Origin of the sequence: Sulfuricystis thermophila (assembly GCF_004323595.1) — a bacterium.
Lineage (GTDB): Bacteria > Pseudomonadota > Gammaproteobacteria > Burkholderiales > Rhodocyclaceae > Sulfuricystis > Sulfuricystis thermophila.
In genome coordinates this window covers 500890-527160 of record NZ_AP019373.1, presented here as the reverse complement: position 1 = coordinate 527160, position 26271 = coordinate 500890, and the positions used below count along the sequence as shown (strand labels likewise).

General features: G+C 64.7%; 18 protein-coding genes. 5 read left to right on the top strand and 13 right to left on the bottom strand.

From position 1 onward, the window contains the following. Nucleotide 1: 1 nt before the first annotated feature. Genes M52SOB_RS02650 through M52SOB_RS02640 form a run of 3 tightly spaced genes read left to right on the top strand, consistent with a single transcriptional unit; the run spans nucleotide 2 to nucleotide 2869 of the window. Nucleotides 2–340, top strand: a complete 339-nt coding sequence (locus M52SOB_RS02650; RefSeq protein WP_284155171.1) for a DUF5615 family PIN-like protein — start codon at nucleotides 2–4, stop codon at nucleotides 338–340. Further along, on the top strand, nucleotides 333–2258 hold the full coding sequence (locus M52SOB_RS02645; RefSeq protein ID WP_131110454.1) for a peptidase U32 family protein: 1926 nt from the start codon (nucleotides 333–335) through the stop codon (nucleotides 2256–2258). Before M52SOB_RS02650 ends, M52SOB_RS02645 begins: the two co-directional genes overlap by 8 nt. Next, on the top strand, nucleotides 2255–2869 hold the full coding sequence (locus M52SOB_RS02640; protein WP_131110453.1) for a methyltransferase domain-containing protein: 615 nt from the start codon (nucleotides 2255–2257) through the stop codon (nucleotides 2867–2869). The genes M52SOB_RS02645 and M52SOB_RS02640 overlap by 4 nt, the downstream gene beginning before the upstream one ends. 27 nt (nucleotides 2870–2896) lie before the next feature. Here the strand turns inward: M52SOB_RS02640 and cfa are convergent, their stop codons facing one another. The 4 genes from cfa to cimA all read right to left on the bottom strand — a co-directional run bounded on the left by cfa (nucleotide 2897) and on the right by cimA (nucleotide 8015). Further along, on the bottom strand, nucleotides 2897–4060 hold the full coding sequence (gene cfa, locus M52SOB_RS02635) for a cyclopropane fatty acyl phospholipid synthase (protein WP_131110452.1): 1164 nt from the start codon (nucleotides 4058–4060) through the stop codon (nucleotides 2897–2899). A gap of 331 nt (nucleotides 4061–4391) precedes the next feature. Next, entirely contained in the window at nucleotides 4392–5030 is a 639-nt protein-coding gene (gene leuD, locus M52SOB_RS02630) for a 3-isopropylmalate dehydratase small subunit (protein WP_131110451.1), read from the bottom strand. Beyond that, the gene (gene leuC, locus M52SOB_RS02625; protein WP_131110450.1) at nucleotides 5027–6436 is read right to left on the bottom strand and encodes a 3-isopropylmalate dehydratase large subunit; all 1410 of its coding nucleotides are present in this window, start codon (nucleotides 6434–6436) and stop codon (nucleotides 5027–5029) included. The genes leuD and leuC overlap by 4 nt, the downstream gene beginning before the upstream one ends. A gap of 4 nt (nucleotides 6437–6440) precedes the next feature. Continuing rightward, entirely contained in the window at nucleotides 6441–8015 is a 1575-nt protein-coding gene (gene cimA, locus M52SOB_RS02620; protein ID WP_131110449.1) for a citramalate synthase, read from the bottom strand. A gap of 235 nt (nucleotides 8016–8250) precedes the next feature. On the opposite strand from cimA, the gene M52SOB_RS02615 reads away from it, so the two are divergent. Further along, a complete protein-coding gene (locus M52SOB_RS02615; protein ID WP_131110448.1) occupies nucleotides 8251–9291 on the top strand; it encodes an isocitrate/isopropylmalate dehydrogenase family protein in 1041 nt (346 codons plus the stop codon). Nucleotides 9292–9339: 48 nt separating this feature from the next. Next, nucleotides 9340–11028, top strand: coding sequence for an ABC transporter ATP-binding protein/permease (locus tag M52SOB_RS02610; protein WP_131110447.1), 1689 nt, complete (start codon nucleotides 9340–9342; stop codon nucleotides 11026–11028). Between the two features lie 65 nt (nucleotides 11029–11093). Here M52SOB_RS02610 and icmF read toward each other — a convergent pair whose 3' ends face one another. From icmF to glmU, 9 genes are all read right to left on the bottom strand, one after another. Then, nucleotides 11094–14339 (bottom strand): fused isobutyryl-CoA mutase/GTPase IcmF, encoded by a 3246-nt coding sequence (gene icmF / locus M52SOB_RS02605; RefSeq protein WP_131110446.1) that lies wholly within the window; start codon nucleotides 14337–14339, stop codon nucleotides 11094–11096. Between the two features lie 54 nt (nucleotides 14340–14393). Continuing rightward, nucleotides 14394–17564, bottom strand: a complete 3171-nt coding sequence (locus M52SOB_RS02600) for an efflux RND transporter permease subunit (protein ID WP_131110445.1) — start codon at nucleotides 17562–17564, stop codon at nucleotides 14394–14396. A gap of 1 nt (nucleotide 17565) precedes the next feature. Then, a complete protein-coding gene (locus M52SOB_RS02595; RefSeq protein WP_131110444.1) occupies nucleotides 17566–19068 on the bottom strand; it encodes an efflux RND transporter periplasmic adaptor subunit in 1503 nt (500 codons plus the stop codon). Beyond that, nucleotides 19065–20342: a TolC family protein gene (locus M52SOB_RS02590; RefSeq protein WP_131110443.1), complete on the bottom strand. Its 1278-nt coding sequence runs from the start codon at nucleotides 20340–20342 to the stop codon at nucleotides 19065–19067. The genes M52SOB_RS02595 and M52SOB_RS02590 overlap by 4 nt, the downstream gene beginning before the upstream one ends. A 2-nt stretch (nucleotides 20343–20344) precedes the next feature. Beyond that, the gene (locus M52SOB_RS02585) at nucleotides 20345–20635 is read right to left on the bottom strand and encodes a copper-binding protein (RefSeq protein ID WP_131110442.1); all 291 of its coding nucleotides are present in this window, start codon (nucleotides 20633–20635) and stop codon (nucleotides 20345–20347) included. 70 nt (nucleotides 20636–20705) lie between these two features. After that, entirely contained in the window at nucleotides 20706–21047 is a 342-nt protein-coding gene (locus tag M52SOB_RS02580; RefSeq protein ID WP_131110441.1) for a hypothetical protein, read from the bottom strand. Between the two features lie 17 nt (nucleotides 21048–21064). Next, a complete protein-coding gene (fusA, locus tag M52SOB_RS02575) occupies nucleotides 21065–23101 on the bottom strand; it encodes an elongation factor G (protein ID WP_131110440.1) in 2037 nt (678 codons plus the stop codon). Between the two features lie 22 nt (nucleotides 23102–23123). Next, nucleotides 23124–24941: a glutamine--fructose-6-phosphate transaminase (isomerizing) gene (gene glmS, locus M52SOB_RS02570; RefSeq protein ID WP_131110439.1), complete on the bottom strand. Its 1818-nt coding sequence runs from the start codon at nucleotides 24939–24941 to the stop codon at nucleotides 23124–23126. A gap of 3 nt (nucleotides 24942–24944) precedes the next feature. Then, entirely contained in the window at nucleotides 24945–26270 is a 1326-nt protein-coding gene (gene glmU / locus M52SOB_RS02565) for a bifunctional UDP-N-acetylglucosamine diphosphorylase/glucosamine-1-phosphate N-acetyltransferase GlmU (RefSeq protein WP_131110438.1), read from the bottom strand. Nucleotide 26271: the final 1 nt, after the last annotated feature.

Sequence of the window (26271 nt, the reverse complement as noted above, 5' to 3'; positions counted from 1 at the left end):
GGTGCGCTTCCTGATCGATGCCAATCTGCCCTATCGCTGGGATGTATGGCGTGGCGATCGTTTTCAGCATGTTTTCGATCTTGGCGACGATCTGCCGGATCGTGTCATTTGGGAACATGCCCGCCTCAACGACTTGGTCATCGTCACGAAGGACTGTGACTTTTCCGATTGGGTGATGCTTGCCGGACCCCCTCCGCGGGTCGTCCATTTCCGCGTCGGCAATCTGCGGCTATGCGAATTCAGGACACTGGTGGATCGCATCTGGCCGACCGTGGAAGATTTGATCGTCCACCACAAGCTCGTCATCGTTCTACCCGACGCCATCGAAAGCATTGCGTAACGGCTCCCTCACCAAAATCGAACTGCTCGCTCCGGCCCGCACCGCCGAGATCGGCCGTCAGGCGATCCTGCACGGCGCCGATGCCGTCTATATCGGCGGGCCGGCTTTCGGCGCGCGGGAAAAAGCTGCCAACGACATCGCCGACATCGCCGCGCTGGTCGAGTTCGCGCACCGCTTCCATGCGCGCATCTATGTGACGCTGAACACGATCCTGCGCGACGACGAGCTCGAACCCGCGCGCCGCCTGGCGATCGATTGCTGGAATGCGGGCGTCGACGCGCTGATCGTGCAGGACATGGGGCTTCTCGAGCTCGATCTGCCGCCGATCGACCTGCATGCCTCGACGCAGTGCGACATCCGCACGCCGGCGAAAGCCCGCTTCCTCGCCGATGCCGGCTTCTCGCAACTGGTGCTGGCGCGCGAGCTTTCGCTGAGAGAAATCGCCGCGATCCGCGCTGCACTTCCGGAAGACGTCGTCGTCGAACATTTCGTCCATGGCGCGCTGTGCGTGGCCTTCTCCGGTCAGTGCTACATCAGCCACGCGCAAACCGGCAGGAGCGCCAACCGCGGCGACTGCTCGCAGGCCTGCCGGCTGCCCTACACGCTTTTGGACAAGGCTGGCCGCATCGTCGCCTTCGAAAAGCACCTGCTCTCGCTGAAAGACAACGACCAGAGCGCGAATCTGCTGCCACTGATCGAAGCGGGCGTGAGCAGCTTCAAGATCGAGGGACGCTACAAGGATGTCGGCTACGTCAAGAACATCACCGGCCATTACCGCCGGCTGCTCGATGCGATCTTCGAGGCCCATCCCGAGCTCGCGCCGGCCTCGAGCGGCAAGGTGCGGCTCGAATTCGTACCGCATCCCGACAAGACCTTCCATCGCGGTTCGACCGACTACTTCACCCATGGTCGCAGCCAGGATCCGGCACACATTGCGGCTTTCGACACGCCGGCCTTCGTCGGTCTGCCGATCGGCAGGGTGACCGGGGTCGGCATCGACAGTTTCGAGCTCGAAACGAACGAGACGCTCTCGAACGGCGATGGCCTTTCCTGGCTCCATAAGCGGCAGGCGGTCGGCACACAGGCGAACCGGGTGGAGAGAATCGCGCCCGACAGCTGGCGCATCTGGCCGAACGAACCGCTCGACCAGCTGCCGGGATTGAAACCGGGCGTCTACCTCAACCGCAACCGCGACCAGGCGTGGGAGCAGGCGCTGGCGAAAGACTCCGCCGAACGGAAGATCGCCGTCGCTACGCGGCTTAGCGAAACCCCGGATGGCTTCGCGCTGACCTTGACCGACAGCGATGGCATCGCCGCAACGGCAACGCTCACGCACGACAAGCAGCCGGCAGCGCACCCGGAACGTGCCGTCGAGAACCTGAAAGCACAACTGGGACGTCTCGGCAGCACCGACTTCGTGCTGCGCGAGTGCACCGTCGAGTGGCAACAGCCGTGGTTCATCCCGAATTCCGCCGCCAACGGCTTGCGCCGCGCCGCCGTGACCGCACTCGAAGCCGCCCGCCGCAAGGCCTATGTTCGTCCGCTGCGCCGCCCTGCCGTCGAGCCGCCGACGCCCTATCCGGAAACCGCGCTCAGTTATCTTGCCAACGTCTTCAACGGCGCGGCGCGGCGTTTCTACGAAAAGCACGGCGTCAAACTGATCAAAGCCGCCTATGAGGCGCACGAGGAGACCGGCGAGGTCTCATTGATGATCACCAAGCACTGCCTGCGCCACGCCTTCAGCCTCTGCCCACACCAAGCCAAAGGCGTGACCGGCGTGCAGGGCCAAGTGCGCGCCGAACCGATGACGCTGATCCAGGGCAACGAGCGCCTCACACTCACCTTCGATTGCCGCGCCTGCGAAATGCACGTCGTCGGGCGCATCAAACCGCACATCTTGAGAGGGGCTGGAACATGAGCGGACCGACACGCGAATTCTGGAACGAACGCTTCGCCACCGGCAGCATCCCGTGGGATCGCGGCGCGCCGAACCCGCAGCTCTTGAGCTGGCTCGCCGACGGCACGCTCGTTTCAGGCCAGCAGATCGTCGTGCCCGGCTGTGGCCAGGGTTGGGAAGTCGCGGCGCTCGCCGCGGCGGGCCTCGAGGTCACCGGCATCGACTTCGCGCCGGAGGCGCTGACGCTGTGCCAACGGCTCTTGGAGCGCGACGGAAGCCAAGCCCGGCTCATCGATGCCGACGTGCTGCACTGGCAACCGGCGGCGACGGTCGATGCGATCTTCGAGCAGACCTGTCTGTGCGCGCTCTATCCGGACTATTGGACCCACTATGCCGCGCAGCTCCATCGCTGGCTCAGGCCCGGCGGCAAGCTGCTCGCGCTCTTTCTGCAGGCGCCGCGTCCCTCGGCGGCCGAAGGTTTCATCGAAGGCCCGCCCTATCACTGCGACATCAACGCGATGCGCGCGCTGTTTCCGGCAACGCTGTGGCACTGGCCAAAGCCGCCTTACCCGCGTAGCGAAAACCGGCGCATCGAGCGCGAAGAGCTGGCGGTGGTGCTGATCCGCAAGTGAGCGGTGCCGTCCCACCAGCGCCGAGTTTCAGCGTATCGAGCGGTAATCGCCGCTGCGCTCCGGCCGGCTCAATACGATCTGCCACAACTGGCCCTGGCGCGAACGGAAGAAACCGGCGCAGCTCATCAGGTAATACCGCCACATGCGGCGGAAGCGCTCGCCATACTTCGGCGCCAGTGCCGGCCAGGCGCGGTCGAAATTGTCCCACCAGGCCATCAGGGTGCGATCGTAATCCGGCCCGAAATTGTGCCAGTCTTCGAGCACGAAACGGCCGTCGATGGCCCGTGCGATCTCGGCGGCCGAGGGCAGCTTGCCGTTCGGGAAGATGTATTTGTCGATCCACGGATCGGTGTGCGGCGTCGTGCGGTCGATGCCGATGGTATGGAGGAGGAGCAGCCCTTGCGGGGCGAGCGCGCGGCGCGCGACCTCGAAATAGGCCGGATAGTTCTTCGGCCCGACATGCTCGAACATGCCGATCGAAACGATCTTGTCGAACTGGCCGGTGACTTCGCGGTAATCCATCAGCGCGATCGTCACCGGCAGACCGGCGCAGCGCTCGGCCGCGAGCCGCTGCTGTTCCTTCGAGACGGTGATACCGAACACCTCGACACCGTAGTGCGTCGCGGCATAGTGGGCAAAACCGCCCCAGCCGCAGCCGATTTCGAGCACCCGCTCGCCGGGCTCGAGCCCGAGTTTGCGACAGACCAGATCGAGCTTGGCCTGCTGGGCGGCGGCCAGATCCGCGGCATCGCGCCAGTAGGCGCAGGAATAGCTCATCGTCGGATCGAGCATCGCGGCGAAGACGTCGTTGCCGATGTCGTAGTGCTCGACGCCGACCTGGAAGGCCCTCCGCGGCGACTGCAGGTTGAGGAAGCGGTGCCGCAGCATCTCGCCCAGCAGCCGCAGCCGGTTCCAGCCGCCGAGCCGTTCGTCGATGCGGTGTTTGAGCAGACGGTAAAACAGCTCGTCGAGCCGTGCGCAGTCCCACAGGCCGTCCATGTAGGCTTCGCCAAAGCCCAGCGGACCGCGCGTCAGGATCAGCCGATAAACGTCCTCATCATGGACACGGATGTCCCACGGCGCATCGCCGTTGAAGCGCACGCCGGCGATCGCCGCCAGCTCGGCCAGTACGGCCGGCGGGGCGGGGTGGACGGTTTCGGCGCGCCAATCATGCCCGGAACAGGTTTCCATGCATGCCTCCCCATCACCACGAAGAAGTGAGAGCTTGTGAAAAATTCTGCTGCGCGGCCCGCTGGCTGCGTTGCGCGGTGCTCGCTCCCTCGCCTAACTCCGTGTTATGTCTCGGTCGCTGCGCTCCGGGCGCCTTGCCATCAGCCCGCTCGCGACGAATTTTTTCACAAGCTATGAGCAAGCATGTCAACTATGCCCCAGTTCGCCGCCGTGGGCAATCGGGGCGAAAGGACGGGCGTGAAGCTTCGAGTACGGCCGCCCCAGCCGCGAACCATGAGCCAGACGGCCCACCGGTTTCATCTTCTGCAGCGGTATATCGTCACCGTCATCGTCAGGCAAACAGCCAGGGCTGCGCGGTCTTGTGCCTTTGCTCGAAGGCGCGGATCTCGTCGGCGTGCTGCAGCGTCAGGCCGATCTCGTCGAGGCCGTTCAACAGACAGTGCTTGCGGTGCGGCGTGATCTCGAAGGTGAACGAATCGCCGCTGGGCAGGCGCACGGTCTGCGTCTCCAGATCGACGTGCAGGCGATAGCCCGGGGTCGCCTCACATTCGCGGAATAGCCGATCGACGATCTCGTGCGCGGCGACGATCGGCAGGAGGCCGTTCTTGTAGCAGTTGGAGAAGAAGATGTCGGCGAACGACGGGGCGATGATGACACGAAAACCATAATCGGCGATCGCCCACGGGGCGTGTTCGCGGGATGAGCCGCAACCGAAGTTGTCGCGCGCCAGCAGGATCTCCGCGCCCTGGTAGCGCGGCTGGTTGAGGACGAAATCCTTCCTCAGCGGGCGCTTGCTGCAATCCATGCCGGGTTGGCCGACGTCCTCGTAACGCCATTCGTCGAAGAGATACGGCCCGAAGCCGGAACGCTTGATCGACTTCAAAAACTGCTTCGGGATGATCGCGTCGGTGTCGACGTTCGCGCGGTCGAGTGGGCAGACGAGGCCATCGAGGGAGGTGAAGGGCTTCATGAAAAACTCCGGATATCGACGAAGTGGCCGACGATGGCGGCGGCGGCGGCCATCTGCGGACTGACGAGGTGGGTGCGGCCGCCGGCACCCTGGCGGCCTTCGAAATTGCGGTTCGAGGTCGAGGCACAGCGCTCGCCCGGCTCGAGACGGTCGGCATTCATCGCCAGACACATCGAGCAGCCCGGCTCGCGCCATTCGAAACCGGCGTCGATGAAGATCTTGTCCAGCCCCTCGGCCTCGGCCTGGCGTCTGACCTGGCCGGAACCGGGCACCACCAGCACCTGCTTCACGCTGGCGGCCTTCTTCTTGCCGCGCACCACCGCCGCGGCCGCGCGCAGATCCTCAATGCGCGAGTTGGTGCAGCTGCCGATGAACACCTTGTCCACGCCGATCGACTGGATCGGCGTGCCGGCGGTGAGCCCCATGTAGTTCAGGGCGCGTTCGATCGCGGCGCGCTTGACCGGGTCTTGCTCGTCGGCGGGATTGGGTACCCGGCCGCCGACCGGCACCACCTGTTCGGGCGAGGTGCCCCAGGTCACCTGCGGCTCGATGCTTGCGGCGTCGATCGTGACGACGGCGTCGAAATCCGCGTCGGCATCGCTGTGCAGCGTGCGCCAGTAGGCGAGCGCCTGGTCCCACAGCGCGCCTTTCGGCGCGAAGGGCCGCCCTTCGAGATAGGCGAAGGTCTTGTCATCGGGCGCCACGAGCCCGGCGCGCGCGCCGGCTTCGATCGCCATGTTGCAGACGGTCATGCGCCCTTCCATCGACAGATCGCGGATCGCCTCGCCGGCGAATTCCACGGCGAAACCGGTGCCGCCGGCCGTGCCGATCTTGCCGATGATCGCCAGTGCGATGTCCTTTGCCGTGACGCCAGCGCCGACTTTGCCCTTGACCTCGATCAGCATGCGCTTGGACTTCTTCGCCACCAGCGTCTGTGTGGCGAGCACGTGCTCGACCTCGGACGTGCCGATGCCGTGCGCCAGCGCGCCGAAGGCGCCGTGTGTCGAGGTGTGGCTGTCGCCGCAGACGATCGTCATCCCCGGCAGGGTGATGCCGTTTTCCGGGCCGATGACGTGGATGATGCCCTGGTTGGGATGCTTGAACGGGTAATAGACCAGCGCGCCAAAATCATGGATGTTCTGGTCGAGCGTCTCGACCTGCAGGCGCGAAATCGGATCTTCGATGCCGCGCTCCCAGTGATCGGTCGGCGTGTTGTGGTCGGCGGTGGCGACCACGCTTTGCGCCCGCCAGGGCTTGCGGCCGGCCAGACGCAGCCCCTCGAAGGCCTGCGGGCTGGTCACCTCATGCACCAGATGGCGGTCGATGTAGATCAGACAGGTGCCGTCATCCTCCTCGCGGACGACGTGCGAATCCCAGAGTTTGTCGTAGAGCGTCTTGCCAGCCATGTCGTCAGTTTCCTTCCTGGTCCTTGAGCAGCTTGTATTCGAGCGAGTCTACCAGCGCCTGCCACGAAGCGTTGAGGATATCCGTCGACACGCCGACGGTGGTCCAGCGCTCGCGCCCGTCGCTCGATTCGATCAACACGCGCACCTTGGCCGCCGAGGCCTTGTCCGAATCGAGCACCCGCACCTTGTAGTCGGTCAGACGCACCTCGCCGATCGCCGGGTAGAGCCGTTCGAGCGCCTTCCGCGCCGCCTTGTCGAGGGCGTTGACCGGGCCGTCGCCCTCGGCGACGGTGAGCACCTCCTGCTCGCCGACACGCACCTTGATGATCACCGACGAATTCACGTCATTGACGGCAGGCTCGTTGGTGAGCACCTTGAACTCGACCAGCTCGAAGAACGGCCGGTAACGGCCGAGCAGCTTGCGCACGACGAGATCGAAGGAGCTTTCCGCCGCCTCGAACTGGTAGCCCTCGTGTTCGAGCGTCTTGAGCTTGTCGATGATCTTCTTCGTCTCCGGCGAATCCTTGCCGAGCGAAGGGTCGATCGTCTGGAGGCGCGAGAGCAGCGTGCTGCGCCCCGCCACCTCGGACATCAGCACGCGCCGGCTGTTGCCGACCAGCGCCGGATCGATGTGCTCATAGGAGGCCGGTTTCTTCACCACCGCGTCGATGTGCATGCCGCCCTTGTGGGCGAAGGCATGGCTGCCGACGTAGGGGGCCTTGTCAGGAAGCGGCAGGTTGGCGATCTCGCTCACCGCACGCGCGACATTGGTCAGATGCCGCAGCGCCTGATCGGGAATGCACTCGTAGCCGAGCTTGAGCTGCAGGTTGGGAATGATCGAACAGAGATTGGCGTTGCCGCAGCGCTCGCCCAGTCCGTTGATCGTGCCCTGCACCTGGGTCGCGCCGGCCTGCACGGCGCGGATCGAATTCGCCACCGCCATTTCGCCGTCGTTGTGGCAATGGATGCCGATGACGCAGCCGGGAAAGCGCGCGCCGACCGCGCGGGTGATCTCGTAGATCTCCTCGGGAAACGCGCCGCCATTGGTATCGCATAGACAAAGGCAGTCGGCTCCGGCCGCCGCAGCCGCCGCCAGTGTTTTCAACGCGTAATCGGCATGGCTCTTCCAGCCGTCGAAGAAATGCTCGGCATCGAAGACGACGGTCTTGCCGCGCTCCTTCAGGAAGCGCACCGTGTCGGCGATCATCGCCAGGTTTTCGCTCAGCGAAGTGCGCAGCACGTCGCGCACCTGGGCATCCCAGCTCTTGCCGAAGATCGCCACGGCGGCGGTGCCGGCCGCGAGCAGCGACTGGAGGTTCGCATCCTCACCGACCGGGCGACCGGCCTTGCGCGTGGCGCCGAAGGCAATCAGCCGGGCATGCTCGAGCTCGAGCGCCCCGGCGCGGGAGAAGAATTCCAGATCCTTCGGATTCGAGCCGGGATTGCCGGCCTCGATCCAGGCAACACCGAGCGCGTCGAGATGCGCGACGATCTTCAGCTTGTCCTCGACCGAATAGGAAATGCCTTGTGCCTGCGCGCCGTCGCGCAGCGTGGAGTCGTAGATCGAAATCTGTGCCATCGGGATTCGATTGTGCAGTGCCGCATGGATTCTACCGGCACAGCGTGCCGTCCCGCCAGCGCCGACTTTCCGAAACGAGTCGGTGCCCGGCGGGACGTTTTCATTTCCGCCAGCGCCGACTTTCCGAGGTGAGTCGGCGCCCGGCGGGACGTTTTCTTTTCCGCCAGCGCCGAATTTTTCCCGCGATTAGAATGCGGGCAAACAAACACCACATGGAGATGGAGACGAGGACATCATGACGACCAACAAACCCATTCCCGCAACCCTGATCCCCGGCGATGGCATCGGGCCCGAAATCACCGCCGCCACCCTAATGGCGCTCGATGCGCTCGGTGCGCCGTTCGTCTGGGACCGCCAGGTTGCCGGCGCCGCAGGCGTCGCCGCCGTCGGCGACCCGTTGCCGCCGGAATGCGTCAACAGCATCCGCAAGACCAAACTGGCGCTCAAGGGGCCGCTGGAAACGCCGATCGGCGGCGGCTACCGCTCGTCGAACGTGCGCCTGCGTGAGGAATTCAAGCTCTACGCCAATGTCCGGCCCGCGATGACGCTGGTCCCTGGCGGACGTTACGAGAACATCGACCTGGTGCTGGTGCGCGAGAACAACGAAGGCCTCTACATGGGCTACGAGCACTTCATCCCGATCGACGACGATCCGCATGCGGTCGGCATGGCCACCGGTATCAATACACGTCAGGGCTGCCGGCACATCCTGAAATTCGCCTTCGATTACGCGATCCGCAAAGGGCGCAAGAAGGTGACCGTGGTGCACAAAGCCAACATCATGAAGGCACTCACCGGCATCTTCCTTGAAACCGCGCGCCAAATGTACGAGAGCGATTACAAGGGCCAGATCGAATTCGACGAATGCATCGTCGATGCCTGCGCGATGAAGCTGGTGATGAACCCTTGGCAGTTTGACGTGATCGTCACGACCAACCTGTTCGGCGACATCCTCTCCGATGAGATCGCCGGACTGGTCGGCGGCCTGGGCATGGCACCGGGCGCCAACATCGGTGATCATGCGGCGATCTTCGAGGCCGTGCATGGCTCGGCACCGGACATCGCCGGCAAGGGCATCGCCAACCCGATCGCCCTGATGCTCGCGGCAGCGATGATGCTCGACCATGTCGGCCGCCTCGATCTCGGCAACCGGCTGCGTCGCGCCATCAATGCGACCCTCAACGAGGACAAGGTGCGCACCGGCGACCTGGGCGGCAGCGCGACGACACTGGAATTCGCCAGCGCAGTGGCCGAGCGCATCAAGGCAGGCGAATGACCGCCATGCCCGGCGGATAGGGCAAATCATAGCAGCGGTGCCCAGTCCATGCGTCTCACCGATCGGCCGGTCTGGCACCGCTTTTGGACCATCGCCGCCCCTTACTGGCGCCATGAGGAAAAGTGGCGCGCCTGGGGCTTTCTCGTGCTGCTCCTCGCCCTGCTGCTGGCCCAGGCGCGCATCGCCGTGCTGCTCAACGAGCAGACCGGCGAATTCACGTCCGCATTGGCGGCGCATCAGGCGGAACGCTTCTGGGCCGCGATCCGCTATAGCCTGGCACTGCTGGCACTGGCCGTGCCGGCCTATGCGTTTTATTACTATGTGCGCGACAAACTCGGCATTTTCTGGCGACGCTGGCTGACCGACCGTTTTCTCGACAGTTACTTCGCCGCGCGCCACTACTACGCGCTGAATGCCAACAGCGCGATCGACAATCCGGACCAGCGCATCGCCGAGGACATCAACACCTTCACGCAGCGTTCGCTCTACTACCTGCTGATCCTGATCGGCTCCATCATGCAGCTCGTCGCCTTCAGCGTCGTGCTCTGGTCGATCTCGCACAGCCTGGTCTATTTCCTCGTCGGCTACGCAGTATTCGGCACCAGTGTCACGCTCGCCGTGTTCGGCCGCGTCCTTCTCGGCCTGAATTTCCTGCAGCTACGCCGCGAAGCGGATTTCCGTTTTGGTCTGGTGCGTATCCGCGAGAACGCCGAGGCAATCGCCTTCTACCGCGGCGAGGCGCAGGAATCGCAACAGGTACGCCGGCGCTTCGCCGCCCTCTACGAAAACTACAACCGGCTGATCCGCAGCCAGCTGTTCCTCAACCTGTTCCAGTATGCCTTCAGCCTACTGACGATCGTGCTGCCGAGCGCGCTGATCGCCCACGACGTGCTCTCGGGCGAACTCGAAGTCGGCAAGGCGGTACAGGCGAGCGGCGCCTTCGTCGCCGTGCTCACGGCGCTGTCGGTGATCGTCGACAACTTCGAGGGCTTAAGCCGCTTCGCCGCGGGCATCGATCGTCTACACACCTTCGCGCGCGTGCTGGCCGCGCCACCCGGCCATCGGCTGCCTGGCGCCGAACGGATCGAGGTGATCGAAGGCCCGCAGCTGGCGCTCGAACACGTGACATTGCAGACGCCCGGCGGCGAGCGGCTCATCATCGCCGATCTGTCGCTGACGATCGAACCGGGCGCCAGCCTGATGATCGCCGGCGCCAGCGGCATGGGCAAGAGCTCCTTGCTGCGCGCGCTCGCCGGCCTGTGGTGCCGCGGCAGCGGGCGAATCGTCCGCCCGCCGCAGACACAAATGATGTTCCTGCCGCAGCAGCCCTACATGATCCTTGGCAGCCTGCGCCAGCAATTGTCTTACCCGGAGCCCGAGCGTCGTGTCAGCGACAGCGAATTGCTGCGCCTGCTCGAACGCGTACATCTGCCGACGCTCGCCGAGCGCTGCGGCGGGCTGGATGCCGAACGTGATTGGTCAAAGACGCTTTCGATCGGCGAGCAACAACGCATCGCCATTGCTCGCGTGTTGCTGTCACGCCCGCGTTACGCGGTGCTCGACGAGGCGACCAGTGCGCTCGACCCCGACAACGAAGCCGCGCTGTATCAGGAACTGGCGGCGGCCGGCACGACATTGATCAGCGTCAGCCATCGCGACACGCTGCTGCGCTTCCATCGCCGCGTTTTGGAACTGACCGGTGACGGCGATTGGCGGCTGTACGAGACGGTCGCCTAGGCGAGGGTGCCGTCCCGCCAGCGCCGACTTTCCGAAACGAGTCGGCAGCCGGCGGGACGGGTGAGTCACATCGAGCGCCGATACTGCCCGCCGACCTCATAGAGCGCCGCGGAAATCTGCCCCAGCGAGCACACGCGCACGGCATCCATCAACACCTCGAACACATTGCCGTTGTCGATCACGGTCTGCTTGAGGCGTGCCAGCATCGGCCCCGACTCCGCGGCATGACGAGCCTGAAAAGCACGCAGGCGCTCGATCTGCGAGCGCTTTTCTTCCTCGGTCGAGCGGGCGAGCTCGAGTTTTTCCGGAATCGGGTCACCATGCGGATTGCGGAAGGTATTGACCCCGATGATCGGATGCGAGCCGTCGTGCTTCTTCTGCTCGTAGTAGAGCGATTCTTCCTGGATCTTGCCGCGCTGATAACCCGTTTCCATGGCGCCGAGCACGCCGCCGCGCTCGGCGAGCGCCTCGAATTCCTTGAGCACCGCCTCCTCGACCAGATCGGTGAGCTCCTCGATGACGAAGCTGCCCTGATTGGGATTCTCGTTCTTCGCCAGGCCCCACTCGCGGTTGATGATTAGCTGGATCGCCATCGCCCGGCGCACGCTCTCCTCGGTCGGCGTGGTGATCGCTTCGTCATAGGCATTGGTGTGCAGGCTGTTGCAGTTGTCGTAAATGGCGATCAGCGCCTGCAGCGTGGTGCGGATGTCGTTGAAGGCCATCTCCTGTGCGTGCAGGCTGCGGCCCGAGGTCTGCACGTGGTATTTGAGTTTCTGACTGCGCTCGTTGGCGCCGTACTTGTGCTTCATCGCCACGGCCCAGATGCGCCGGGCGACGCGGCCGATCACCGTGTATTCGGCATCCATGCCGTTCGAGAAGAAGAAGGAGAGGTTGGGCGCGAAGTCGTCGATGTGCATGCCGCGCGCCAGATACGACTCGACGTAGGTGAAGCCGTTGGCGAGCGTGAAGGCGAGCTGGGAGATCGGATTCGCGCCGGCTTCGGCGATGTGATAGCCGGAGATCGACACCGAGTAGAAGTTCCGCACCTGGTTGTGCACGAAGAATTCCTGGATGTCGCCCATCATCTTCAACGCGAACTCGGTCGAGAAGATGCAGGTGTTCTGGCCTTGGTCTTCTTTGAGGATGTCGGCCTGCACCGTGCCGCGCACGGTGGAGAGCACCCACTCGCGGATCTTCTCCGCCTCGTCCTCGGTCGGCTCGCGGCCGTTCTCCAGCCGGAATTTGTCGAGCTGCTGGTCGATCGCGGTGTTGAAGAACATCGCCAGGATGATCGGCGCCGGGCCATTGATGGTCATCGACACCGAGGTCGCCGGATCGCACAGATCGAAGCCGTCGTAGAGCACCTTCATGTCGTCGAGGGTGGCGATCGACACGCCGGAGTTGCCGATCTTGCCGTAGATGTCCGGCCGCTCGTCGGGATCGCAGCCATACAGCGTTACCGAATCGAAGGCGGTAGACAAACGCTTGGCCGGCATGCCCTCGGAGAGTTTCTTGAAACGCCGATTGGTGCGGAAGGCATCGCCCTCGCCGGCGAACATCCGGGTCGGATCCTCGTTCTCACGCTTGAAGGCGAACACCCCGGCGGTATAGGGGAAGCTGCCCGGCACATTCTCCTTCATCAGCCAGCGCAGCCGCTCGCCCTCGTCCTCGAATTTCGGTAGCACCACCTTGCGGATCTTCGTGCCGGAGAGCGTCTCGTGGGTGAGTTTGGTGCGGATTTCCTTGTCGCGAATCTTCACGACATATTCGTCGCCGCCATAGGCCTTGACGGTATCGGGCCACATCTCGAGCAGTTTTTTGGCTTTGGGATCGAACTGGCCATCCTTCCAGGCGATCAGCTCGTCGAAATGGTCCGTCGCTTTGCCGCAGCCGGCGAAAACGGCCTTGGAGAGACGCAGGCTCTGACGCTCGCGCGCGATGGCGACCTGTTCAGCGACATGCGTGTGATAGGCGCGCACGGTGTCGGCAATCTCGGCGAGATAGCGGCTGCGCGCCGCGGGGACGATGGCGCGGCCCGGCGAGGAATGTTTCGTGGTGACCCTGGGCAGCTTGCCAGGCTGGAGCTTGAGCCCTTTGCCGACGAGATGCTCCGCCAAATGCTGGTAGAGCGCCGTCACCCCATCGTCATTGAAGCGCGCGGCCTGGGTGCCGAACACCGGCATGTCCTCGACGCGGGCGGCAAACAGTCCGTGGTTGCGCTGGTATTGCTTGCGCACGTCGCGCAGCGCATCGAGCGCCCCTTTGCGGTCGAACTTGTTGATGGCGACGAAGTCGGCGAAGTCGAGCATGTCGATCTTCTCGAGCTGGCTCGCCGCGCCGAATTCCGGCGTCATCACATACAGCGCGCAATCGACATGCGGCACGATCGCCGCATCGCCCTGGCCGATGCCGGAGGTCTCGACGATGATCAGGTCGAAACCGGAGAGCTTGCAGGCCTTGATCACCTCCGGCAGGGCGGCGGAAATCTCGCTGCCCGCCTCGCGCGTCGCCATCGAGCGCATGAAGATGTGCGGGTGTTCGATCGCGTTCATGCGGATGCGGTCGCCCAAGAGGGCGCCGCCGGTGCGCTTGCGCGACGGGTCGATGGAAATCACGGCAATGCGCAGACGGTCGTCCTGATCGAGCCGGAAGCGGCGAATCAATTCGTCCGTCAAGGAAGACTTGCCTGCGCCACCAGTGCCGGTGATGCCGAGCACCGGCACGGCAGCCACTTCGGCCGCCCGCACGGCTTCAGCAAAAGCCCCCTGAGGATCGTTCTCCAGCTGCGTGATCGCGCGCGCGAGCTTGCGCCGGTCGCCACTCTTCAATTCCGCCAGTGTCACATTACCCGGTAACGCGAAATCGCTTTGCGCCACCACATCGTCGATCATGCCCTGCAAACCCAGCTGCGCGCCGTCCTCGGGCGAGTAGATGCGCGTCACGCCATAAGCGTGCAGCTCGCGGATCTCGTCCGGCACGATCACGCCGCCACCGCCGCCGAACACCTTGATCTCGCCGCCGCCGTTTTGCCGCAACAGATCGATCATGTATTTGAAGAACTCGACATGCCCGCCCTGGTAGGAAGTGACGGCGATGCCCTGCACGTCTTCCTGCAGTGCGGCATTGACGATCTCCTGCACCGAACGGTTGTGGCCGAGATGGATCACCTCGACGCCGGTGGCCTGCAGGATGCGCCGCATGATGTTGATCGCGGCATCGTGACCGTCGAACAGCGCGGCGGCGGTGACGAAGCGCACCTTGTGCTTCGGCTTGTAGGGGGCAAGCTTCGCGGCGATGGCGGGATCGGACATGGCAAGGGCCTCCGGGGCTGGGATTGCAGATTAACGCGTTGCGGCGATTCTGGCTTACGTTGACGTTGACGTCAACGTCACCCGTTGCCTCCGAAGCCGCCATTCCTCGATCAGCGCGTAGAGCGCCGGGATCACGACCAGCGTCAGAAGGGTCGACGAAATCATGCCGCCCACCATCGGCGCGGCGATGCGGCGCATCACCTCCGAGCCGGTGCCGCTGCCCCACATGATCGGCAACAGGCCGGCCATGATCGCCACCACGGTCATCATCTTCGGCCGCACGCGCTCCACCGCCCCGGCCATCACCGCCGCGTAAAGGTCGGCAACCGTCGGCTGCCGTCCCGCCAGCGCCGACTTTTGCTTCGCCGCCGCCCAGGCGTGATCGAGGTAGATCAGCATCACCACGCCGGTCTCGGCGGCCACGCCGGCCAGGGCGATGAAGCCCACCGCGACTGCGACCGAGAGGTTGTAATCGAGTCCCCAGAGCAGCCAGAGGCCGCCGACCAGTGCAAAGGGCACCGAGAGCATCACGATCAGCGTCGGCGCGAGCTGCCGAAAGTTGAGGTAGAGCAGCAGGAAGATGATCAGTAGCGTTGCCGGCACGACGATCTTCAGCCGCTCCAGCGCCCGCTCCATGTACTCGAACTGCCCGCTCCAGGTGACATACGTTCCCGGCGGGAACGACACCTGCTCGGCCACCGCGCGCTGCGCGTCTTTCACATACGAGCCGATGTCGCGCCCCTCGATATCGACGTAGATGTAGGCTGACAGCAGCGCATTTTCGGTGCGGATCGCCGGCGCGCCATTTTCGATGCTCACCTTGGCGACCTGCCCCAGCGGCACCATGACGGGAGGCCCACCCCTCATTTGCGTAGCGTCGGCCATCGCCGGCACCAGCACATGAGCGGCGATCTTCGCGGGGTCGTCGCGCAACTCGCGCGGATAGCGCACGGCCACTCCATAGCGCTCGCGCCCTTCGACGGTGGTCGTCACGCTCTCGCCACCGAGCGCCGTGGCGACGACTTCCTGCAGATCATTGACGAGGATGCCATAGCGCGCCAGCTGCGCCCGGTCTGGCGTGATGTCGAGATACCAGCCACCGGTGATGCGCTCGGCATAGGCGGAGCGGGTGCCGGGTACGGTCTTCACCACCTGCTCGATGCTGCGCGCCAGTGCCTCCATCTCTTTGAGGTCCTTGCCGAATACCTTGATGCCGACCGGCGTGCGGATACCGGTCGAGAGCATGTCGATGCGCGCCTTGATCGGCATCGTCCACGAATTGGCGATCCCGGGAAACTGCAACGCCTTGTCCATCTCGGCGATCAGCGTGTCGAGGGTCATGCCCGGGCGCCATTCCTGCTCGGGCTTGAGGTTGATCACCGTCTCGAACATCTCGAGCGGCGCCGGATCGGTCGCCGTATTGGCGCGGCCGGCCTTACCGATCACCGAGGCCACCTCGGGAAAGCTCTTGATGATCTTGTTCTGCGTTTGCAGCAGCTCGGCCGCCTTGGTCACCGACATCCCCGGCAGGCCGGTCGGCATGTAGAACAGCGTGCCTTCGTTGAGCGTCGGCATGAATTCGCTGCCGAGCTGCCGCACCGGCCAGAGCGAGATCAGCATCACCAAGACCGCAACGAGGATCGTCGTCAGCTTCCAGCGCATCACCAGCGCGATCATCGGCCGGTAGAGCGCGATCAGCAAGCGATTCACCGGGTTTTGCGTCTCGGGCAGGATGCGCCCGCGCACGAACAGCAGCATCAGCACCGGCACCAGCGTCACCGACAGCAGCGCCGCGCCGGCCATCGCGAAGGTCTTGGTCCACGCCAGCGGCGCGAACAGCCGGCCTTCCTGCGCTTCGAGCGTGAATACCGGCAGGAAGGAGACGGTGATGATCAACAGCGAGAAGAACAGCGCCGGGCCGACTTCCTTGCACGCGGCGATCATCGCTTCGCTGCGCGATTCGCCCGGCTCGAGCCGTTCGAGATGCTTGTGCGCATTCTCGATCATCACGATCGCCGCATCGACCATCGCGCCAATGGCGATGGCGATGCCCCCCAGGCTCATGATGTTCGAGTTGATGCCGATGAGGCGCATCGCGATGAAGGCGATCAACACGCCGACGGGCAGCATCAGGATCGCCACCAAGGCGCTGCGCACATGCAGCAGGAAGACGACGCACACGGCGGCCACGATCAGCGCCTCCTCGCTCAGCGTCGCCTGCAGCGTATTGATCGCGCGCTCGATCAGTTCCGAACGGTCATACACTGTCTCGATCGTCACGCCTTCGGGCAGGCCCGCTGCGGCTTCGCGGATCTTCTCCTTGATGTTGCCGATGACTTCGAGCGCGTTCTGGCCATGCCGTGCGACGACGATGCCCGATACCACCTCGCCTTCGCCGTTGAGTTCGGCAAGCCCGCGCCGCTCGTCGGGACCGAGCTCGACGCGTGCGACATCCGAGAGCAGCACCGGCGTGCCCCGGTCCGCTTTCACCACCAGCCGTTCGAGATCGGTCTTGCCCGTGAGGTAACCGCGCCCGCGCACCATGTATTCGGTCTCGGCCAGTTCGACGACACGGCCGCCGACGTCGCGGTTCGAGTTGCGGATCGCGTTGGTGACGGCCGCCAGCGGGATGCCGTAGCCGCGCAGCTTGATGGGGTCGACCACCACCTGGTACTGCTGCTGATAGCCGCCGATGCTTGCCACCTCGGCGACCCCCTGTGCCTTGGTGAGCGGGTAGCGCAGATACCAGTCTTGCAGGGTGCGCAGCTCGGCCAGCGTCCGGTTCGCGCCGAGCACCGCATACTGGAACACCCAGCCCACGCCCGAGGCATCCGGCCCGAGGCTGGGCGACACATTCTGCGGCAGGCGGCCGGCCACCGTGTTGAGGTATTCGAGCACGCGGGAACGCGCCCAGTAGGGGTCGGTGCCGTCCTCGAAGATCACGTAGACGAAGCTTGCGCCGAAGTACGAAAAGCCGCGCACCACCTTCGACTTCGGCACTGCGAGCAGCGCCGTGGTCAGCGGATAGGTGACCTGGTCCTCGACCACCTGCGGCGCCTGGCCGGGGAACTCGGTATAGACGATCACCTGGACGTCGGAGAGATCGGGCAGCGCGTCGAGCGGCGTCTTCAGCAGGGCGTAGCTGCCCGCCAGCACGACGCCCAGCGTGACGAGCAAGACGAGGAACCGGTTGCGCGCCGACCAGTCGATGAGCCGTGAAAGCATTTCAGCGCCTCTCGATCTTCGTGATCACCCACTCGCCGGGCCGCCTTTCGACGAACTCGAAGGCGATGGGCATTCCCGGCTTGAGATTCGCCGCCAGCGCGGCATGGGCGGGCACGAAGCCCATCGTCATCTTCGGCCAGTTCAGACTCGCCACCGGTTCGTGGGAGATCATCAGCGTGCCATCCGCCTCGATGCCATCGAGCGTGCCGACTGCCTGGTGACTGACCGGGGTCTTTGCCTCCCTCATCCCGCCGAGTGCCGCCTTGAGATTGCTTTCCGAATCGATCAGGAAGTTGGCGGCAACCACGACCTGCTCACCTTCCCGGACGCCTTCTATCACCTCGACATAGTCGTCGCTCCTCACGCCCAGCTTCACCTCGCGCGGCTCGAAGCGGCCTTCCGCCAACTGTACGATGACGCGCTGGGAAGTCCCGCCGTCGATCACCGCCGATACCGGCACGGTCAGTGCCGTCCTGTCAGCGCCGACTTTCCCCGCAGGCGTCGTCCCGCCCGCGTCAGCCTTGATATCGACGTTCGCATACATCGCCGGGCGCAATTCGCCGCGCGGATTCGTCAGCTCGATGCGCACCGGCACCGTGCGCGTGGTGGCATCGAGCGTCGGGTAGATGAAGCCGACCCTGCCAGCGAATTCGCGCCCGGGCCAGGCGTCGATCTTCACCGTCACCGGCATGCCGACCCTCACCGCGGCGATGTCGCGCTCGAAGACATCGGCCAGCACCCAGACCGTGCCGATATCGGCGATCTGGTAGAGCGCCTCGCCGGGCGTGAAGCGCTGCCCTTGCAGCGCTTTCTTCTCGAGCACCACGCCGGCGACGGGCGAACGGTAGATCAGCGTGCGCGTGGGCTCGCCGCCCGCCTTGAGCCGCTCGATCTGCTCCAATGAAATGTCCCAGTTGCGCAGGCGCGCCAAGGCCGCTTCGGCCACCGGACGCAAACTCGATTGCGCCGCGCCGTCGTGCTGGTCGACCGCGCGGGCGGCGATCTGGTATTCGCGTTGCGCCGAGACGAGCTCCGGGCTATAGACCTCGAACAGCGCCTGGCCACGGCCGACCGGCTGGCCGGTGGCATTGACGAAGAGACGCTCGATCCAGCCTTCGAACTTCGGCGCGATGGCATAGACGCGCCGCTCGTCGACCGCGACGCGGCCGACCGCGCGAATCGGACGCGACAGCTTGCGCAGGGCGGCCGCCTCGGTGCGCACGCCGAGCTTCTGCACCTTCGCCGGGCTGATCTTCACCGCGCCCTCAATGCCTTCTTCCTCCCCCTCATACACGGGGATGTAGTCCATGCCCATCGCATCCTTCTTGGGTGTCGGTGAGGTGTCGGGGAGGCCCATCGGATTGCGGTAGTAGAGGATTTTTTTGCCTGACGGCGCCGCAGCGCTCTGCAGTGCCGTACCGTCAGCGCCGACTTTCCGCCCGCCCAGCCAGTAACCGCCCAGGCCGGCGATGACCAGCAGCACGATGATCGCCATGTTCTTCATAGTTCGTCTCCGATCGCACGCTCGATGTCGGCGCGGCGCAGCTCCTGCGTGACGCGCGCGCGCACGAGGTCTTCCTTGGCTTTGCGGATCTGTCGTTGCGCATCCAGCACGGTGGCGAAATCGACCTTGCCGGTTTCATACCCGGCCAGCGCCGATTGCAGCGTGAGTTCGGCCTGTGGCAAGAGGCGCAGGCTCACCAGTTCCTCGACACGGCGCGCGGCATGCAGGGCCGTGAGGTTTTCCTGCAATTCCGCATTCACCTGATTCAGCGCCGCCTCGCGGCGGCTCCTGGCGGCCTCCAACATGCGCTCGGCCTCATGCTCTTGCGCGCGGCGGCTGTCCTGCTGCAGCGGGATGTTGATCTCGAACATCAGATCCCAGCCGGTGACACGGTCGCGTGACTGGATCGCGGCCAGACCGACGCTGACGTCCGGGTAGCGGTTTCTGTAGGTCAGCTCGCGCGCTTTCTCGGCCGCGCTAATGCGCGCCGCCTCGATGGCCAGGCGCGGATTGGCAGCGAGGAGCCGCTCCTGCAGTGCCGCGGCGTCGAGACGTGCGGCCGGCGGCAGGGGACGCAGCCGTTCGGGCGGTAGCAACTTTACTCCGGCGTCTGCGCCGAGCAGGCTCTTCATGCGCGTCGCGGTCTGCGCCTGTTCGCTTTCGAGCTGGACGAGCTCGCTCGCCAGGGCGGTACGTTCGGTCTGTGCGCGGATCACGTCTTGCTGTGGGACCAGCCCGCTGCCATAGCGCGCCAACGCGATCCGCTCGAGCCGTTCGAGCAGATCGAGGTTTTCCCGGCCATAGCGCAGCCGGCTCTGAAGCAAATAGTGCTGCGCGAAGGTCTGCTTGATCTGCCAGGCGAGATTGATCCAGGCAAGCTGGGCGCGCCCTTCCGCTTCGCTGGTGCTGGCTGCGGCGATGTCGCGCTTGAGATCGCGCTTGCCGAACCAGGGCAGGCTTTGCGTCACGGTGTAGCGCGTGCTGCCGACGCGCGCCGGCAGCAGGTTCGGGCCGGCATCGGGCGTGGCGAAGTCGCGCAGTTCGATGCCGAACATCGGATCGGGCAACGCGCCCGCCGCTTCGATGCGCAGGGCGGCAGCGGCCGCCTCGTGACGCATCGCCGCGAATTCGGGATGACGCTCGCGCGCGAAGGCGAGCAGCTGCTCGACACGGCCGCCAAGGGCGACGTCCCCGCCGCGCGCTGCCTCTTCCTGCGCCAGCGCCACCCCGCCGACGGTGAGGCACACCGTCAGCCACAGGGGGAGGGCGCGCATGGCTACTTCGCCCGTTCGAGGCGGGTGATCGTGTAGTTGCCGCCGATGTCCTCGACCCGGAACCGCACCTTGTCGCCGACCGAAACGGCCTTGAGCATTGCCGGCTCCTTGACCTTGAACATCATGGTCATCGGCATCATGCCGAGGTTCTTGATCGGCCCGTGGGCGAGCATGATGCGCTGGGTTGGCGCATCGATCTTCTTGACGATGCCTTCGGACAATTCCTCGGCAGCGGAAACATGGGCGGAAACGAGCAGGCTGGCCGCAGCCAGCAGGGATGCAAGGGATTTCATGACGACCTCCAGACAAAAGTTGAACGAATACCGGCGTTGGCAGGACGGCAGGTCCTGCCTGACTGGGCGTTCAGCGTCTGGGGGGTTGTTGCGGCGGTTCGGGGATGTGGCTGGACATCGCCGGCTGCAGCTTCGGCACCAGGATGCTCGCCGTCAGCGGAGAAGGCGTTGCACTGACAGCCGCCAGCAGAAAGCCAGTGCAGGCGAGATGGCACAGCGTGCAGTTATCACAATCGAGATCGCCCACCTTGGCCGGTGCGACCTGCTCCGCAGCCTGCTCGTGGCAATGCGCCGCGGCCGTGACCGCCTGTTCCGGCGCATGGCGGCAGAACGGCATGGTCACCGCCGCGGCTGCCTGGATCGGCAGCCACAGCGAGATCAGAATCATCAGCAGGCTCTGGATTCGGCGCATGGCAGCCCGATGCTACTTCACTCCTCGTCTTCCTTCAATTGGAACGAAGCCGCCAACTTCTGCTGCACCGGCGGCGGCACCTGCGCGTAGTGCGAGAACTCGATCGTGTAGCTGCCGCGCCCGCCGGTCAGCGACTTCAAGCGCGAGGCATAGTCACCGATCTCGGCGAGCGGCACCTCGCCCATCACCGCGATGCGGCCCGCGCCGCGTGCCGCGGTGCCCGTCACGTGGCCGCGGCGGCTCGACAGGTCGCCGGCGATGTCGCCCATCTGGTCCTCGTCGGCGTGCACTTCGATGCGCACGATCGGTTCGAGCACCACCGGAGCGGCCGCCTGCACGGCGGCGATGGTGGCTTTCTTGCCCGCCTGGACGAAGGCGACCTCCTTGCCATCGACCGGGTGGGTCTTGCCGTCATAGACGATGACGCGCACATCCTCGACCGGAAAGCCCGCGACCACGCCGCCTTCGAGCGCCATGCGCACGCCTTTCTCGACCGCCGGCATGAACACGCCGGGGATCACGCCGCCCTTGACCTGATCGACGAATTCGAAGCCAGCTCCGCGCTCCAGTGGTTCAATTTTCAGATACACCTCGCCGAACTGGCCGGCGCCGCCCGATTGCTTCTTGTGGCGGCAGTGTCCCTCTGCCGGCCGAGTGACCGTCTCGCGGTAGGGAATCTGCGGCGGACGGGTGGCGAGCTCCAGCTTGTATTGCGTCGCCATGCGCTCGAGCTTGGTTTTGAGGTGCATCTCGCCGAGACCGAAGATCACGGTCTCGTGCGTGGTTGGATGACGTTCGACCTTGAAGCAGGGGTCTTCGAGCTCGAGCTTATGGAGGATTTCGAACAGCCGCTGTTCGTCGCCCTTCTTGGTCGTCTCGACGGCCAGGCCCTGCATCGGTTTCGGGAATTCGAGCGGCTTGAGATGAATATGATCCTCGTCGTGCGAGTCGTGCAGGACGCTGTCGAATTCGATTTCCTCGACCTTGGCGATCGCGCCCAGATCGCCCGGCAACAGCTCATCGACCTCGACGTAATCCTTGCCCTGCAACTGGTACAGATGGCCGACCTTGAACGGCTTCTTGCCATCGCCGACGAAAAGCTGCGAATCCTTCCTGATCGTGCCCTGATGGACGCGGAATACGCCCACCTTGCCCATGTAGGGGTCGACGATCACCTTGAAGACGTGGGCCAGCACGTGCTTGTTCGCATCCGGCTCGCGCTGGAACGGCTTGCCATCCTTGTAGAACGGCGGCACGTTGGCCTCGGCAGGATTGGGCGCGAGCGTCGCCAGCACGTGCAACAGTTCGTCTAGCCCCACGCCGGTCTTCGCCGAGACGAACAGCACCGGGATCAGATGACCTTCCCGCAGTGCCTTTTCGAACGGCGCATGAAGCTCGCCAGTCGATGGGTCTTTGCCGTCTTCGAGATAGCGCTCCATCAGGCTCTCATCCTCTTCGACGAGCTGATCGATCAGCTCCCGATGGGCGTGAGCCACCGTATCGATGTCGGCCTCACCCGAGTCGTGTTCCATCACCTCGACGACCTGGCGATGATCGGGCGTGGGCAAATCGAGAAACTTGCAGGCCGGGCCGAAGCGCGCGCGGATGTCGGCCATCAGCCCGGAAAGATCGAGGTTCTCGGCATCGATCTTGTTGACCACGATCATGCAGGCGAGGCCACGCTGCTGGGCGGCACGCATCATGCGCTCGGTCATCAGCTCCACGCCGGTCTGGGCATTGATCACGACGAGCGCCGTATCGACCCCCGCCAAGGCCGCGAGGGCCTGACCGGCGAAATCGGGATAGCCCGGCGTATCGATGAGATGCACATGCACGTCTTCCCAGGCGAAATTGACCAGCGCCGACTGCAGCGAGTGACCGGCGGCCTTTTCCTGCGCATCGTAGTCGCAGACGGTGTTGCCCTTCTCGACGCTGCCGGCGGCCGGAATCACACCGGCACGGGCGAGCAAGGCCTCGGCCAGCGTGGTCTTGCCGGCGCCACCGTGGCCGACGAGGGCGACGGCACGAATCGAAGCGGTATGGAATTTCGGCATCTCTGACTCTCCCTGACGATCGTTATTCGACGGTCACCGACTTGGCGAGATTGCGCGGCTTGTCGACGTCGGTGCCCAGGACCTGTGCCGCATGATAAGCCAACAGCTGCAGGGGCACGACATGCAGTACCGGCGAGAGCAGCCCGTAATGCTCGGGCAGGCGCAGGATGTGCAAACCCGCTTCCTCCTCGACCTGGGAATCGGCATCGGCGAAGACATAGAGCTCGCCGCCGCGCGCCGCGACTTCCTTGAGGTTGGATTTCAGCTTTTCGAGCAGCGCGTCGTTTGGGGCGACGCTCACCACCGGCATTTCCTTATCCACCAAGGCGAGCGGCCCGTGTTTCAACTCGCCGGCCGGATAGGCTTCGGCATGGATGTAGGAGATTTCCTTCAGCTTCAGCGCGCCTTCGAGCGCGATCGGATAATGATGTCCCCGACCGAGGAACAGCGCATGGCGCTTGCCGGCGAAGCGCTGTGCCCAGGCGGCGATCTCGGGCTCCAGGGCCAGCACTTTTTGTACCGCCACCGGCAGATGACGCAGCGAGGCGAGGTAAGCGGCCTCCTGATCCGCCGTCAGCCGGCCGTTTTGCTTGGCCAAGGTTGCAGCGAGCAGGAACAGGCTGACGAGCTGCGTGGTGAACGCCTTGGTCGAGGCCACGCCGATCTCCGGACCGGCGCGTGTCAGGAAACGCAATGCGCATTCGCGCACGATGGCGGACTCCGGCACATTGCAGATTGCCAATGTCTTCGTCATGCCGAGGGACTTGGCATGTCTGATCGAAGCGAGCGTATCGGCCGTCTCGCCCGACTGCGAGATCGCCACGACGAGCTCATCGGGATCGGGCACCGAGACGCGATAGCGGTATTCGCTCGCCACCTCGACGGTGCAGGGAATGCCGGCCAGCTGCTCGATCCAGTAGCGCGCCACGAGGCCGGCGTGGTAGCTCGTGCCGCAGGCGACGATCAACACTGATTTCACGTCGGTGAAGACTTCCGGCGCACTGGCGCCGAACAGGTGGGCCGAGAAAGTCTGCGCGCCGCCGATCAGCTCGAGCGTCGCCGCCAGCGCCTGCGGCTGCTCGAAGATCTCCTTTTGCATGTAGTGGCGGTAATTCCCCAGTTCGACCGCCTCGGCAGAAAGGGTGCTCTCATGCACTGCGCGTTCAACTGCCGTGCCGCCAGCGCCGACGATCCGGTAGCCATCGCGCCGCAATTCGGCGACATCGCCGTCTTCCAGATAGACCATGCGGCGCGTGACCTGCAACAGCGCCGCGGCATCCGAGGCGGCATAGTGGCCATCCGTGCCAATGCCGAGCAGCAGCGGTGCGCCGTGACGGGCCACGACGATGCGGCTGCCCCCCTCACACAGCACCGCAATCGCATAAGCGCCGGTAAGGCGCTGCGTTGCGCGCTGCACCGCCTCGAAGAGGCCGGAGCACGAATCCAACGTTGCCCTGATGAGGTGGGCGATCACCTCGGTGTCGGTATCCGAAGTGAAGGCATAGCCCTTGCCCATGAGTTCCTGTTTGAGCTCGGCGTAGTTCTCGATGATGCCGTTATGGACGACGGCAAGCCCACCTGACACGTGGGGATGGGCATTCTTTTCGCAGGGCACGCCATGCGTTGCCCAGCGCGTGTGGGCGATGCCGATTTCCGCGGTCAGACCCTCGGCCTGGGAGGCGAGCTCACTGACACGGCCGACGCTGCGCACGCGCGTCAGGCCTGGATTGAGTACCGCGAGACCCGCCGAATCGTAGCCGCGGTATTCGAGCTTGCGCAATCCCTCGATGAGCACTGGAACGATGTTGCGATTGGCCACCGCTGCGACGATGCCGCACATGTTTTATTCCTTTTTCTTCTTGACCGGCCGCTTCCAGCCGGGAACCGTCACCTGCTTCGCGCGCGAGAGGGTGAGCTGGTCGGGGGGCGCGTCACGCGTCAAGGTCGTGCCGGCGCCGAGCGTCGCACCACGGCCGACGGTCACCGGCGCGACGAGCTGCGTGTCCGAGCCGATGAAGACGTCGTCCTCGATCACGGTGCGGTGCTTGTTGGCGCCGTCGTAGTTGCAGGTGATCGTGCCGGCGCCGACATTGACGCGGCTGCCCATCGTCGTATCACCGATGTAGGCGAGATGGTTCGCCTTCGAATGGGCAGCGATGGTCGAATTCTTGACCTCGACGAAGTTGCCGATATGCACGTCTTCGGCGAGCACGGTGCCCGGCCGCAAGCGGGCGAAAGGGCCGATGATCGAGTTCGGTCCCACCACGGCATCCTGGATCACGCAGTGGGCATTGATGCGCACGCCATCGTGCAGCTCGACGTGGCCTTCGAAGACGCAATTGACATCGATGAACACATCGCGGCCGCAGATGAGTTCCCCGCGCACGTCGATGCGCTCTGGGTCGGCCAAGGTCACGCCCTGCGCCATCAGGGCTTCGGCGATGTTGCGCTGGTGGATGCGCTCCAAACGTGCCAGCTGGGCTTTGCTGTTGACCCCGTCGGTTTCCCAGCAGTCAGCCGGCTGCGCGGTGACGATCTCGACGCCGTCGGCCACGGCCAAGGCGACGATGTCGGTCAGGTAGTACTCGCCTTGCGCATTGCTGTTCGAGAGTCGTGGCAGCCAGCGCACCAGCGCAGCGCCCGGCGCGACGAGGATGCCGGTATTGACCTCGCGGATCATTCGTTCGGCATCGTCGGCATCCTTCTCCTCGACGATGCGTACGACCTGGCCATCGACACGCACGATACGACCATAGCCATGCGGATCATCGAGCTGCGCGGTGAGCAGCGCAAGCTTGTCGTTTCCAGCCGCGTCGATCAGCCGCTCGAGTGTCGCAGCCCGAATCAGCGGCACATCGCCGTAGAGGACGAGCACTTGTGCCGTGTCACCAGCGCCGACTTTGAGCAGAGGCAGGGCTTGCATCACCGCATGGCCGGTGCCGAGCTGCGGTTCCTGTTTCGCCCACATGAGATCGGGCGCCTCGAGCGCCTCGCGCACGGCCTCGCCGCCATGGCCATAGACCACGCAGATCTGCGCCGGTTCGAGTTGCCGCGCCGTGTCGATGACATGCGCGAGCATCGGCTTGCCGGCGACTGGATGCAGCACCTTCGGCAGCGATGAGTGCATGCGCTTGCCCTGGCCGGCAGCGAGGATGACGACGTCGAGCATC

What these genes read in the sequence shown, in the direction of transcription:
- M52SOB_RS02640 (WP_131110453.1), top strand. Translation starts at nt 2,255, where the DNA reads ATGAGCGGACCGACACGCGAATTCTGGAACGAACGCTTCGCCACCGGC.
- cfa (WP_131110452.1), bottom strand. Translation starts at nt 4,060, where the DNA reads ATGGAAACCTGTTCCGGGCATGATTGGCGCGCCGAAACCGTCCACCCC.
- leuD (WP_131110451.1), bottom strand. Translation starts at nt 5,030, where the DNA reads ATGAAGCCCTTCACCTCCCTCGATGGCCTCGTCTGCCCACTCGACCGC.
- leuC (WP_131110450.1), bottom strand. Translation starts at nt 6,436, where the DNA reads ATGGCTGGCAAGACGCTCTACGACAAACTCTGGGATTCGCACGTCGTC.
- cimA (WP_131110449.1), bottom strand. Translation starts at nt 8,015, where the DNA reads ATGGCACAGATTTCGATCTACGACTCCACGCTGCGCGACGGCGCGCAG.
- M52SOB_RS02615 (WP_131110448.1), top strand. Translation starts at nt 8,251, where the DNA reads ATGACGACCAACAAACCCATTCCCGCAACCCTGATCCCCGGCGATGGC.
- M52SOB_RS02610 (WP_131110447.1), top strand. Translation starts at nt 9,340, where the DNA reads ATGCGTCTCACCGATCGGCCGGTCTGGCACCGCTTTTGGACCATCGCC.
- icmF (WP_131110446.1), bottom strand. Translation starts at nt 14,339, where the DNA reads ATGTCCGATCCCGCCATCGCCGCGAAGCTTGCCCCCTACAAGCCGAAG.
- M52SOB_RS02600 (WP_131110445.1), bottom strand. Translation starts at nt 17,564, where the DNA reads ATGCTTTCACGGCTCATCGACTGGTCGGCGCGCAACCGGTTCCTCGTC.
- M52SOB_RS02595 (WP_131110444.1), bottom strand. Translation starts at nt 19,068, where the DNA reads ATGAAGAACATGGCGATCATCGTGCTGCTGGTCATCGCCGGCCTGGGC.
- M52SOB_RS02590 (WP_131110443.1), bottom strand. Translation starts at nt 20,342, where the DNA reads ATGCGCGCCCTCCCCCTGTGGCTGACGGTGTGCCTCACCGTCGGCGGG.
- M52SOB_RS02585 (WP_131110442.1), bottom strand. Translation starts at nt 20,635, where the DNA reads ATGAAATCCCTTGCATCCCTGCTGGCTGCGGCCAGCCTGCTCGTTTCC.
- M52SOB_RS02580 (WP_131110441.1), bottom strand. Translation starts at nt 21,047, where the DNA reads ATGCGCCGAATCCAGAGCCTGCTGATGATTCTGATCTCGCTGTGGCTG.
- fusA (WP_131110440.1), bottom strand. Translation starts at nt 23,101, where the DNA reads ATGCCGAAATTCCATACCGCTTCGATTCGTGCCGTCGCCCTCGTCGGC.
- glmS (WP_131110439.1), bottom strand. Translation starts at nt 24,941, where the DNA reads ATGTGCGGCATCGTCGCAGCGGTGGCCAATCGCAACATCGTTCCAGTG.
- glmU (WP_131110438.1), bottom strand. Translation starts at nt 26,270, where the DNA reads ATGCTCGACGTCGTCATCCTCGCTGCCGGCCAGGGCAAGCGCATGCAC.